Raw genomic sequence first — 12,024 nt, 5'->3', positions numbered from 1 at the left:
TGTTTTTTATGTTTTACTTAGATAAAATCTTTCAATAATATTTTAGAAAACTCTCTTTCAAACAAATGTTTATAATGAGGTATTTCTAATCTTTCTGATCTGAACTGCAGATCGTTATATTTAATGATATCTATATCTATTATTCTGTCACTATAGCCGCCCGATGCAGTTGAATCCTTGGTTCTTCCCATCTCCACTTCTATATTTTTAATAAAATCAAGGAGTTGAATAGGCGATAAATGAGTGAATATTTCTGATGCAATATTACAAAAAATATTGGAACTGACAAATTCTACAGGTTCGGTAATTAAAAATTCGCTTATTTGTGAAATGTGATTCCCGCCCTCACTGATTTTCTGTAAGGCTACTTCTATATTTTTTTTTTGATCTCCCAGGTTACTTCCTAGTAACAAAACTACCTTATGTTGCGACATATTGGAAAATTGATTGATTTATGAGAAGTTTCTTCAAAAACGTCTTGGCAAATATAGTGGCAATTGTCCTATTATGTGCCTTATTTTTCGTCTTTTTCATTATGATGCTTGTGTTCAGTTCTATGGGAAATGACAAATCTGTTGTGGTGAAAAATAATTCTGTTCTTACGATTAACTTAAAAACCAATATAATAGATAGCCCTACCGAAGAGGAGATGGGATTGTTCAACATCAGCGAGAAACAAAAAAGTGTTTTGCTGTATGATGTACTGGAAGCTATTAAAAAAGCTAAAACGGATGATCATATTAAAGGTATAAGTATTGAAGCGGATGACTTCCATGCAGGAATGACCCAGATTGATGATATCAGAAATGCAATTGAAGATTTTAAAAAGAGCGGGAAATTTGTATATGCTTATGGAAATGCTGTTTCGCAGGCTTCCTATTATTTGGGATCTGTTGCCGATCAGTATTATCTTAACCCTTCAGGAATGATAGAACTAAAAGGGTTGGCTACTGAAGTGGCATTCTTTAAAGATTTTGCTGATAAATATGGCATAGGTATCGAAGTGATCCGCCACGGGAAGTTTAAATCGGCTGTTGAGCCTTTTTTAAGGAATGATATTTCTCCGGAAAATAAAGAACAGCTGAGCACTCTTTTAAACGATATCTGGAAAAATACTTCAACGAAAATGGCTGTTTCAAGAAAAATTGATACAGCACAGTTTAAAATGGTTGTCGACAGCCTGTACGGAATGATTCCTGAATTAGGACTGAAATATAAGCTTGCCGATAAGCTGATCCAGAAAACAGAGTACGATCAGATGTTAAAGACTAAACTTAGCCTTAAAGAAAAAGAAAAGCTGAATAAAGTATCTTTAGCAGGATATATCAAATCCTATGCGGACGAAGATAAGTCAGGGGAAAAAGTAGCCGTATTGTATGCTTCAGGCGGAATTAATAATGGTGATGGTTACAATGAGATCTATTCTGAAAAATATATTAAATATATCAAGGATCTTCAGAATGATGATAAAGTGAAAGCTGTTGTTTTCAGGATTAATTCTCCGGGGGGAAGTGCCAATGCTTCAGATGAAATTTTATTTGAATTACAGCAGTTGAAAAAGAAAAAGCCTTTGGTTGTTTCTTTCGGTGACTATGCAGCTTCAGGAGGTTATTATATTGCTATGGCTGCTGACAAAATTTACTCTGAGCCTAATACGCTGACAGGATCTATCGGGGTTTTCGGAGTAATTCCTTATTATAAAGATCTTGCAAACAAAAACGGTATCCGTTCCGATATTGTTGCAACCAATGCTAATTCGCAATATTATTCTGCCTTGAATGGTGTTACCCCTTACGGAGTAAACCTGATTACCAGAAGCGTGGAAGGAACCTATAAAAGATTTGTGCATTTCGTTACCCAGAACAGAAAACAGACTTTCGAGCAGATCGACAGTGTAGGAGGGGGAAGAGTATGGAGTGGAGTTCGTGCCAAACAGATCGGTCTCGTAGATGAGTTGGGAACGTTGAATGATGCTGTTAAATTTGCAGCTCAGAAAGCAGGATTAAAATCTTATCATGTATCTTCTTATCCAAAAAGAATGACTCAGTTTGAGCAGATTTTCAAAGATCTGAACGAAGATGATATCTCTGCAAGAATCATTAAAAACAAAATAGGCAAAGCCAACTATGATATCCTTCAGCAGATTACAGATCAGAAGCTGCAGTCTGAGGTGAAAATGGAAATGCCTTACCAGATCAAGATCAACTAAACTAAATTATATTGTACAAAAAACCCCGGAACTGAATTTCAGTTCCGGGGTTTTATTTTTTATCTGCTTTTAGCCTTTCCTTGTGGCCATTCCGTAGATCCAGAGAACGATTAACGATCCTCCGACAGCTAACAGCATACTTCTGAAATCGAAACTATCTGTAGTTCCCCATCCCAAAAAGCTGCCTATAAATCCTCCTACGAATGCTCCAACAATACCTAAAATAATAGTCATTAACCATCCGCCGCCTTGTGTTCCCGGCATAATAAGTTTTGCAATTGCCCCTGCGATAAGACCAAATATGATCCAAGTTAAAATTCCCATAGTCCTAAATTTTTAATTGTTAATAATGTGTGAATTTGATATACTAATTTAAAGATAAATATGATAAAAATCATCTTTTCTTGAAAAAAGAGTCTACAAATTCTGTACCATTAAACAATTGAAGGTCCTGCATCTTTTCGCCTACCCCTATATATTTTACCGGAATCTGGAACTGATCGGATATACCTATAACGACACCGCCTTTGGCTGTTCCGTCAAGTTTTGTTACTGCCAATGCGTTTACTTCTGTGGCTGCTGTGAACTGTTTGGCCTGCTCAAATGCATTCTGTCCGGTAGATCCGTCAAGAACCAAAAGGATTTCATGAGGGGCATCAGGAATTACCTTCTGCATTACTCTTTTGATCTTGGAAAGCTCATTCATCAGGTTGATCTTATTGTGAAGCCTTCCCGCAGTGTCAATGATCACCACATCTGCACCTTGCGCCACGGCACTCTGTACCGTATCAAAAGCTACAGAGGCAGGATCTGATCCCATATCCTGTTTAACGATAGGAACACCCACTCTTTGGCTCCAGATCGTCAGCTGGTCTACTGCAGCTGCTCTGAAGGTATCTGCAGCGCCAAGGACAACTTTTTTGCCTTCGGATTTAAACTGATGAGCCAGCTTCCCGATTGTGGTCGTTTTTCCTACACCGTTCACTCCAACTACCATGATGACATACGGCTTTTTAGAAGTATCTATATTTCCTGTTCCGGCATGAGGGTTTTCCAGGAGTAGTCCTGAAATTTCTTCACGCAGAATAGCATCAAGTTCACCTACGCCTACATATTTATCGCGGGCAACACGTTCTTCAATCCTTTCTATGATTTTAATGGTTGTGGAAGCTCCTACATCAGACGCAATCAGTATTTCTTCAAGATCATCCAGAACTTCATCATCTACTTTGCTTTTACCGACTACGGCCTTCGTCATTTTTTCAAAGAAACCCTGGCTGGATTTTTCCAGGCCCTTGTCTAAAGTTTCTTTTTCTTCTTTTTTGAAAATATTTTTAAACCAACTCATAGTTTATTCTTATTTGTTTTTTATAACTGCCGTGGCCTCTACTTCTATAAGTACGTCATCTCTGAAAAGACGGCTCACTTCCACAAGTGTGCTCACAGGAGGATTTTGAAGGTTGATATATAAGTCACGGATTTTTCTAAAGTCTGGTGTTTTGGAAATATCGGTGATGAAAATTCCAAGCTTTACGATGTCTTTTCCTGTAGCTCCATATTCTTTCAGGATGTACTCGATGTTTTTAAAAACCTGCTGAGTTTGTTTCTCAACATCGTTTCCTATAAGATTACCTGCAGCATCCAATGGAACCTGTCCGGAGAGAAGGATCATTCTGGAAGTTCCGCAGTCAATGCTTGTCGATTGCGAAAGTCCTTTAATGGTAAAAACTTCTGCGGAGCTTTTATATTCTACATTGTTCATCTTTTTCTGACCGAATGAAAATAGAAAAATTTCTGTGAAAACCAGAATAAAAATCTTTTTCATAGGATATTATTTAATTGATTAATAATCTGGTGAACAAAGATAACAAAAAAACTACCCAAAATCTGAGTAGTTTTTTATATTGTAAATAAAGTGGAGATTATTTCTTCAAATAACCTTCTACTTCGTCTGCATTCATTACTTTTTCTTCGAAAACGTAAGCACCTGACTTGGATGACTTAACCATTTTCACAACTTTGGTCATTTTTTTTGACCCGGTTTGTAGGGTTGCTACTACTTTCTTTGCCATGGTAAATTATATTTATAAATTACTTGATTTCTTTGTGAACTGTAACTTTCTTAAGAACAGGATTGTATTTTTTCAATTCCAATCTTTCAGTAGTGTTCTTTTTATTTTTAGTAGAAATGTATCTTGACATTCCTGGCATACCGCTCTCTTTGTGCTCTGTACATTCAAGGATTACTTGAACTCTGTTTCCTTTTTTTGCCATGATTTATTAATTCTTTTTAATCAATCCGTTTCTAGTAGCTCTTTCAATAGCTTCCTCGATTCCAATCTTGTTAATCACTCTCAATCCATGAGCTGATACTTTCAGTGTAACGTGCTTATCTTGCTCCGGAAGGTAAAACTTCTTCTCTAATAAGTTAATTTCAAAACGACGCTTCGTTTTGTTATTAGCGTGAGAAACGTTGTTACCAACCATTGCACGCTTTCCTGTTATTTGGCAAATTCTTGACATATCTCGATGTTCTTATTTGTATAAATATTTGAGAGTGCAAAATAACGAAGAAATTTTTAGATAGACAAATCTTTTGGAAAATATTTACAAATAACTGGCTGATTAATAATCATGATTTTTAAAATAAAATTATCCCCAATACAGCCTAAACCAAGTGACTGATATATTTCATGTCAGCTTTCCGGAAAAAGCAAATCCGAATACCCTATCTTTGTTTTTAATTAATCTAAATAAAAATAATATGAAGAGGATCTGTATTTTTTTATCTATGCTTCCCGTTGGGCTTATGGCACAGGACTACATTGAAATCCAGACAGGTATGAAAAATTACTATTACGGAGCCGCGGATACAGCAGATATGGACGGGGATGGAAAGCCGGATATAGTGATTAACGGAGCTATTGATAGTGATCATGACGGAAACGTAGATACATCTTTCAACGAAGTGTACAAAAATAATGGAGTTTCACTGATGCCGTATGGCGATCTTGGAGTGGATGCAACACATCTTGGAGATATAAAATTCATGGATTTTGATAATGACGGGCTTCTTGATATTATTTCTACAGGATTGAGTTATAATGATGTAGTCAATTACAAACATTACAGGTTCCGTAATACAGGAACGGCTTTTACGAAAGAAGCAGAACTGGAAGGGAAAGTCTATGGTTCTCTGGAAGCTTTTGATTTCAATAATGACGGTAAAATGGATTATTCCATCAACGGAACTCAGTATGTGGAAGGTGCCGGTTTTCTGAATCATCTGGATTTTTACAGGAATACCGGAACTGATTTTGAAATTTTCAAAGCCTGGCAGCCGGGAACGCAGAATGGAAGTTTTAAATTCATCGATCTTAATAACGATCATCTTCTTGATCTTGTGATTTTAGGAATGGAACAAGGGGATAATCCCTCCTTTAAGGTTTATCTGAACCAGTCAGGAGCCCTTGTGTTTTCCCAGGACTTTACAGCTCTTGCAGGTGGTAAAATGGATTTTGCAGATTTCAATGCTGATGGTTTCCAGGATGTGGTAATTTCCGGTCAGGATGCTGATTATAATGGCTATCTGGCAGTGCTGATGAATGACGGAACAGGAAATCTAACCGAACAAAAAATAAATATTCCTGAGATTGCAGATTCATCTGTAGTGACAGGTGATGTGAATAATGACGGATACTATGATTTTATGGTTTCCGGGAATGATGAAAATACCAATGCTGTTGTAAAGGCTTTTCTGTACAGTCCTTCAGCACAGGGTTTTATTGAAAGCATACCTACAGGACTGCATGCTTTAGGAGGTCCGGGCTTCGTGAATTTACTTGACTTTGACAATGACAACCGTCTGGATGTTCTATTGTCCGGATTTGATTGGGCAGATCCGGGCATGCCTTCACTTACCAAAATCTTCAAAAATACTTCAACTGAAGTTAATCTGAAGCCTTTGCCTCCTGCAGTCCTTAATTTAACAAAGACCGGAAACCGCTTTAATTTCTCATGGAGCGGGGCATCGGACGATAAAACCCCGACAAATGCTCTCCGGTACGAAATCAAAGTAGGGTCTACACCCGGAGCTGCCAATATTGCAAAATATATAGTGACCGCCCCTTCCTGGTTCCTGGATCTGGATCCTTCTGTTCAGAATGTATATTGGAGCGTAAGATCAATAGATGCTTCAAAAGTTTTTTCTGATGCCTCTGCTCAATGTTCATTGGGAACGCGTGATGCAGTTAAAAGTAATCCAATTTCGGTATATCCGAATCCTGCATCAGATAAGGTATTTATCGGAGGGGAAAGAGTTTCTGATGTTGAACTGTATTCTATGGATGGCAGGAAGCAGAATGTGGTTTTAAATAATGACCAGTCCATCAATATATCTCATCTTATAAGAGGAGCTTATCTTTTAAAACTGAAAATAAAAAACGAAATAACCATCCGGAAGCTCATCATTAAATAAAACTGAAGAGTTCTATTAGTAAGAAAAGCCAGACGTCCAGCTGGCTTTTCCTTTTTATTGTGGTTTTTTTAATGAGAATTGTTTTGAGCTAACCCGTCAAAAATTCTTTGAATTTTCGCAATCTCTCCAGGGAAGGGGTTTCCGCCGTTTAATCAGTCATACAGCTTTTTGCTCAAGTACATTTGTTGTGTTTATTTGTGCAAATGATTAGTGGCATTTGTGTTAAAAAAACTAAGCCTTTTTCGTCCTGTTCTTAAATTTTTCAATAAGGAAATAAAACAGCAGGAAGCCCAGTGAAAAAATGGAAAACCTTGATAGTAAATCCCCGGCTCTCGTGTAGAAAGTCTTGGTTTCGTAAAGATTCACTTTAGCAAATAAGGTTGTTTTATCACCATAGAAGGTATCGGCTACCACTTCTCCTTTTGCATTAATATGAGCCGAGATTCCGCTGTTGGCAGCCCGTGCAATTTCTCTCCTCGTTTCAATAGCCCTTAGTTTTGCATAAGAAAGAAGCTGCTTGTGTCCTTCCGTGACGCCCCACCATGAATCATTCGTCATAATGCCTAAGAAATTGGCTCCTTTTTTTACATAATCCGTTGTGAATTCTCCATAAATGCTTTCATAGCAGATGATAGGTGCCATTCTGCCTTTGTTGTAAGGGTTGGCAAAGGATTTTCTTTCCTTGTCTATTCCTAACGAGGCAACGGTTCCGCCCAGATTCAGCATGGCATCACCTAAAAGGGGTTTCAGGACGCTCATGTATGGGAAGATCTCAACTCCGGGAACAAGTTTTCCTTTGTGATACACCTGTACCTGTTGCTGTGGTGTAATCTGAATGGCTGTATTGTAGCTTTCCACCCAGAGGCCCGGATTAATCTCATAAGCTTCTTTAGGAATATTTTCCTGGTTTTTATAGAAACGGTGTGAAGAAATTCCTGTTGCAAAAACGGCTCCGGGATGTTTGGACAAAAATCCTTTCACATTATTTAAAAGCAGGCTCTTTTCAAAAGCGGTTTCGGAGATAGATCCTCTTCCGGGAAGGGCAGTTTCCGGAGCAATAAAATAATCGATTTTTCCCTTTGAATTGTTTTCAGCTAACGTTAAAAGATCATTTTCAATCGTAAGACTGTCTTTTGAATACTTTTCTGCGTAGGGATCAAGATCTGGCTGCAGCATCAGGACATTAACCTGTCCGGAAGGTTTTTCATCGAAACTGTTGTATTTGATTAATGAAATGATCATCGGAAGAATGATCAAGGCTGCAACAATTGATGTATTCCTGATCAGGTCTTTTCGTTTCCTGCCTGCTTCCCATGTTCTTATAGTGTAGAAAATCAAAACATTCACTACTAAAATCCAGAAGCTTCCGCCGGTAGCTCCAAGAGTATCGTACCACTGGATCAGTTTTGGATATTCTGAGAATACGTTTCCTAAATTCAGCCATGGCCATGTCAGTTCCCAGTTCAGGTGGAATTTTTCAAAGCTCATCCATATGGCGATCAGAAATCCCAATCCCCAATACGTTCCCTGTGCATTCTTGTACCAATGATAGCATTGGAAAACAAGGGAATATAAAAAAGAATTGACCAGGACCGGAAATACCACAGCCATCATGGAGTGGCTGCCGTCCGGGTTTTTAGAGCCGTACAGCCATCCTGTAGTGACGATGTTCCAGATCACAAAACAAAGGTAGGACAGCCCGAAAACCATCCAGCTCTTTCTGTTGTAAGAGGAAAATTTTGAGATTCCATGCTCCATCATAAGTAAAGGAACAAGGGCAAAAAATATAAAAAACGGAACTCCGTAAGTAGGCCACGAGATGGACAGCAGCATCGCTGAAATGAGCGTAAGTAAAACGTATTTCATTAATTTGATTTAACATACAAATTTAATGTTTTTTAAATGAATAAATTTGCACTTCATGTTAAAGAAATTTTATAAAATCATTATTGTTCCCTATACGCTGTTTTTGCTTTATCTGATGTTTTTTGGGATGGACAGGTCTCAGTATGAAGACAACCAGATCACTGTGGAACCTGTTTTATCCACTATAAAATTTATCCATAATACCATTGAACTGAAATACATTGTAACCATTGTTTTTGGTAATATCATAATGTTCATGCCCTTTGGATTTCTGGGATGGATATTGCCCGGCCTCAAAGATCTCAAAGCATTACTCTATACCTTTGTTTCATCCATTATTATCGTTGAGGCGCTCCAGTATTTTACCAGAATGGGGATGTTTGAGGTAGATGATATTATCCTTAATACTTTTGGGGTTTATCTTGGATGGCTGCTTCGTGGGTTTATTGAAAAAAGATTTAAGAGTCTGCTTATTTAGACCAGTACATTAATGATTATTTTTGCCAAAATATTCCTTTTCAAAAGCTTTATTTATTTTGTCTGCATCAGTAATATAACTTGTGAAGGATTTCCATACTTCTTTTTTTGTATTGGCATCTATTAAACTCCATTGAAGATAAGAAGTAGAATAATGTTTGATTTCCAGTATATAATCCGAATGAAATGAGGTTAGTGCTTTTGCCAGTACATATTCTCTTTCTTTATCCATGTCAGAATAGATGATACTCGAAGAAGTAACATTATGCTTTTTAAAAGTACCATCTAATTGCTGTTTTAATTGATTAATTGTTTTGTCCGGAAATGTAATATTTTGAAAGATAATCAGAACGTTATCAGCATTTTTTACATTAAAGGATGTATCAGTAACAGCATGGGACATATTATTTGTTGAGCAGCCGGTAGTTAAAGCTAAAATACAAAAAGCTAAAAATAAATTTTTTAAAATCATTTTTGTGCTGTTGGAATTAGATTATTTTTTGCTAAATCATCGATTATTTTAATAGCCAGCTTTTCGCCTCCGCTTTTTTCTGTAAACATGTTGATTCCTAATGTTACAGTTGCTTTATATATGGAATAATCATTTTTTTTATCAGTGATGTTCACATCATAGGTGGCGAAGGCTGTTCCGTCAGACCATGTAGTGACTTGCATATAATTAATATACATAATGTAGTTGGGATTGTATTTTTCTTCAGCTTCCTTTAATGCGGTTTCATAGTTCAGCATAGCAGGTCTTATAGCTAATGACTTATTTTCTACTGTACGTTTATTTAATTCTGCGCTGATTGTTGAAATAAAAGTGTCCTCAATTTTTCTTGATTGCCCGCCATTAAAAATAACAAGTACTTTGTTTAATTTCGAGTCTTTAAAATCAGAGGATACATTGCTGTTCATCTTTACGGTACTACAATTGAAGAATAGTATTACCACGGCAAGTAGTAAAAATTTTAGTTTCATTTTTTTGTGTTTTTTGAAGGGTAAATATATAAAAAAATAGATATTTTTTTTCTGTTATTTAATTGAGGGAAAAAAATAATTTATCTGATTATCCATTCAGCTCTTTAGCCCGCTTTTCCGCATTCAGAATTCCGCCTTTTAAAATTTCTTTTAAATGCTGCTCTTCAAATGTCTTTAAGGCTGCTTCGGTGGTTCCCCCTTTGGATGCTACGTCTTTAATAAGTTCTTCAAGGCTTTTTTCAGAATTATTGATCAGGTGATAGGCGCCCAGCATCGTTTGTTTTACGAAAAGTTGAGAAAGATTTTCTTCTATGCCCATTTCCACGCCTGCTTTTATCATGGCGTCAATAATATAATAGAAATAAGCCGGCCCGCTTCCCGAGAGTGCTGTAACCCCATCCAGAAGATCCTCATTTTCAAGGTATACTGATCTTCCTGTGCTGTTCAGAAGTCTCTCAATATTGATCAGCTGGCTGAATGAAATGCCGTTTGCTGCCGTGTAGCCTGTGATTCCCATCCCCAAAAGGGTAGGAGAGTTCGGCATGGCTCTCACAACGAGGGGATGATTTAATAATTTCTGAATTTTTTCAATCTTGATTCCGGCCATAATAGAAAGAACCATTTGGTTTTCCTTCAATGTAAACCTGAAATTCTGGGCAACATGCTGGAAATCCTGAGGCTTTACTGCTACAATAATTAGATCCGCATCCAGGTCGCTGGTTTCTTCAAAAGTAGAAATTATGGATTTGGGAAACTCTTCTGCTATTTTGGAAATTTTAGACTGGTTACGGGTAATCAGATGGAGATTCTCAGGTTTGATCAGTTCGTATTTTAAAAATGATTTGGAAAAAGAAAGGCCCATATTGCCGGCTCCAAGAATAACGATTTTCATGTTTTATGTTCTTTTTTTAGCTAAAATAATGTTTTTATTTTTTCCGGATGTATTCCGGTAATTTTTATTTTTGAATATACTAAAAAACATTCTCGTGGTTGTGAATAATGTAATATTTGCTAATTTAGAGAAAAACTATTTTGATATGGTAAGGTTTGATATTTTATGGAAAAATCACCCGGGTAATGGGGTTTTTCCTTGTGACAGATCGAAGCATATTAATCAATGTGCAATTCGTATGAGCGTAGCTCTCGAAAAATCAGGAGTAGATTTGATGTCTTTCGGCGGTGTGAAATGCTGGGAAAAGCATGAAGATGGCTTCAGGCATATTTTACGTGCACAGGAGCTTGCTAACTGGATCAATATACATTCTGAAATTTTTGGGAACCGATTATTGTTGGAAAGGAAAAAATATCCAACGATGAGCCATAAAAGCTTTAGAAATGCAAAAGGAATTATCTTCATTAAAGATGGATGGGGCGCTACAGATCATATCGATGTATGGAACGGTATGGAGCTGAAAGGCGGTGATGCTTACGATTATTTGTCCAGAGGTACTGAGATCTGGTTTTGGCCTTTAATTTAAATGATCATGAAAAATATATTATTGGTAGTTTCAATTTTATTTCTCGTTCTTTCATGCAAAAAAGATAAAGAGAATTTACGTCAGCCGGTTACTGAAAATAATGCTGCAATTGTTACTGATACCACATTGATTAATGGGGTATTATTGGAATTAATAGATAATAATGGAAAGGCGGAATTAAAGATTAATTCAAAAATATCCGGGTCAGGCAATATAAAAATTTCTCCGCCATGCTATTTTCTTAGACGGGAAGGGAATAAGGTTGAAAATTTTCCCTATCCGGATGCAGGAGTGGATCATACTTTGGTAATTCTGGGGAATATAGATAAAAGGTCCGGCAGAATTTGCGGGAAAGGATTACAGGGATTATTATTTAAAAAAGACAGCATTATTATTACTCCGAGAACATTAACTCATTCCTTAACCTGTGCAGATAGTGGTGCTGATGAGAAAATTTTTTGGGGCTTTGCCCATGATTAAAAATAACATTCGTTATCGGATCTTCCTGGTGCAGTCTTGAAAACTGCTTAAAACTT

Annotated in this window: 16 protein-coding genes; 5 read left to right on the top strand and 11 right to left on the bottom strand. The window is 36.9% G+C overall.

The annotated features are described in order from the left end of the window. Positions 1-17: 17 nt before the first annotated feature. Positions 18-434, bottom strand: a complete 417-nt coding sequence (gene folK / locus BUB03_RS16955; RefSeq protein ID WP_040998213.1) for a 2-amino-4-hydroxy-6-hydroxymethyldihydropteridine diphosphokinase — start codon at positions 432-434, stop codon at positions 18-20. 20 nt (positions 435-454) lie between these two features. Between folK and sppA the strand changes: the two genes are divergently transcribed. After that, a complete protein-coding gene (gene sppA, locus BUB03_RS16950; protein WP_073065406.1) occupies positions 455-2,209 on the top strand; it encodes a signal peptide peptidase SppA in 1,755 nt (584 codons plus the stop codon). A 69-nt stretch (positions 2,210-2,278) separates the two neighbouring features. Here the strand turns inward: sppA and BUB03_RS16945 are convergent, their stop codons facing one another. The 6 genes from BUB03_RS16945 to rpmB form a co-directional block, all read right to left on the bottom strand. After that, a complete protein-coding gene (locus BUB03_RS16945) occupies positions 2,279-2,533 on the bottom strand; it encodes a GlsB/YeaQ/YmgE family stress response membrane protein (RefSeq protein ID WP_040998209.1) in 255 nt (84 codons plus the stop codon). Between the two features lie 70 nt (positions 2,534-2,603). Further along, on the bottom strand, positions 2,604-3,557 hold the full coding sequence (gene ftsY / locus BUB03_RS16940) for a signal recognition particle-docking protein FtsY (RefSeq protein ID WP_040998207.1): 954 nt from the start codon (positions 3,555-3,557) through the stop codon (positions 2,604-2,606). 9 nt (positions 3,558-3,566) lie between these two features. Continuing rightward, positions 3,567-4,034: a RidA family protein gene (locus BUB03_RS16935; RefSeq protein WP_073065404.1), complete on the bottom strand. Its 468-nt coding sequence runs from the start codon at positions 4,032-4,034 to the stop codon at positions 3,567-3,569. 97 nt (positions 4,035-4,131) lie between these two features. Then, on the bottom strand, positions 4,132-4,281 hold the full coding sequence (locus tag BUB03_RS16930; RefSeq protein WP_073065401.1) for a DUF4295 family protein: 150 nt from the start codon (positions 4,279-4,281) through the stop codon (positions 4,132-4,134). Between the two features lie 19 nt (positions 4,282-4,300). After that, positions 4,301-4,483, bottom strand: coding sequence for a 50S ribosomal protein L33 (rpmG, locus tag BUB03_RS16925; RefSeq protein WP_027379950.1), 183 nt, complete (start codon positions 4,481-4,483; stop codon positions 4,301-4,303). A gap of 6 nt (positions 4,484-4,489) precedes the next feature. Beyond that, positions 4,490-4,732 (bottom strand): 50S ribosomal protein L28, encoded by a 243-nt coding sequence (gene rpmB / locus BUB03_RS16920; protein WP_002976757.1) that lies wholly within the window; start codon positions 4,730-4,732, stop codon positions 4,490-4,492. 241 nt (positions 4,733-4,973) lie between these two features. Here rpmB and BUB03_RS16915 point away from each other — a divergent pair, with 241 nt between their 5' ends. Beyond that, on the top strand, positions 4,974-6,686 hold the full coding sequence (locus tag BUB03_RS16915) for a T9SS type A sorting domain-containing protein (protein ID WP_073065398.1): 1,713 nt from the start codon (positions 4,974-4,976) through the stop codon (positions 6,684-6,686). Positions 6,687-6,917: 231 nt separating this feature from the next. Here BUB03_RS16915 and lnt read toward each other — a convergent pair whose 3' ends face one another. Beyond that, complete coding sequence (gene lnt / locus BUB03_RS16910) at positions 6,918-8,552, bottom strand: apolipoprotein N-acyltransferase (protein WP_073065395.1); 1,635 nt, start codon at positions 8,550-8,552, stop codon at positions 6,918-6,920. 55 nt (positions 8,553-8,607) lie between these two features. Here lnt and BUB03_RS16905 point away from each other — a divergent pair, with 55 nt between their 5' ends. After that, the gene (locus tag BUB03_RS16905) at positions 8,608-9,030 is read left to right on the top strand and encodes a VanZ family protein (RefSeq protein WP_073065393.1); all 423 of its coding nucleotides are present in this window, start codon (positions 8,608-8,610) and stop codon (positions 9,028-9,030) included. Positions 9,031-9,039: 9 nt separating this feature from the next. Here the strand turns inward: BUB03_RS16905 and BUB03_RS16900 are convergent, their stop codons facing one another. The 3 genes from BUB03_RS16900 to proC form a co-directional block, all read right to left on the bottom strand. After that, complete coding sequence (locus BUB03_RS16900; protein ID WP_073065390.1) at positions 9,040-9,501, bottom strand: hypothetical protein; 462 nt, start codon at positions 9,499-9,501, stop codon at positions 9,040-9,042. Continuing rightward, positions 9,498-10,010 carry a hypothetical protein gene (locus tag BUB03_RS16895; protein ID WP_139258909.1) on the bottom strand — a complete coding sequence of 171 codons (513 nt, stop codon included), beginning with the start codon at positions 10,008-10,010 and terminating at the stop codon, positions 9,498-9,500. The genes BUB03_RS16900 and BUB03_RS16895 overlap by 4 nt, the downstream gene beginning before the upstream one ends. Before the next feature lie 88 nt (positions 10,011-10,098). Next, positions 10,099-10,902, bottom strand: coding sequence for a pyrroline-5-carboxylate reductase (gene proC, locus BUB03_RS16890; RefSeq protein WP_040998194.1), 804 nt, complete (start codon positions 10,900-10,902; stop codon positions 10,099-10,101). Between the two features lie 145 nt (positions 10,903-11,047). On the opposite strand from proC, the gene BUB03_RS16885 reads away from it, so the two are divergent. Both BUB03_RS16885 and BUB03_RS16880 read left to right on the top strand, forming a co-directional pair. Continuing rightward, entirely contained in the window at positions 11,048-11,488 is a 441-nt protein-coding gene (locus tag BUB03_RS16885) for a type VI secretion system amidase effector protein Tae4 (RefSeq protein WP_083538988.1), read from the top strand. 6 nt (positions 11,489-11,494) lie between these two features. Continuing rightward, positions 11,495-11,968: a hypothetical protein gene (locus BUB03_RS16880; RefSeq protein ID WP_139258907.1), complete on the top strand. Its 474-nt coding sequence runs from the start codon at positions 11,495-11,497 to the stop codon at positions 11,966-11,968. Positions 11,969-12,024: the final 56 nt, after the last annotated feature.

This window comes from Chryseobacterium oranimense (assembly GCF_900129755.1).
Classification (GTDB): Bacteria; Bacteroidota; Bacteroidia; order Flavobacteriales; family Weeksellaceae; genus Chryseobacterium; species Chryseobacterium oranimense.
Note: the sequence above shows the minus strand (reverse complement) of the source record. Positions and strands in the feature narration are given on the sequence as shown.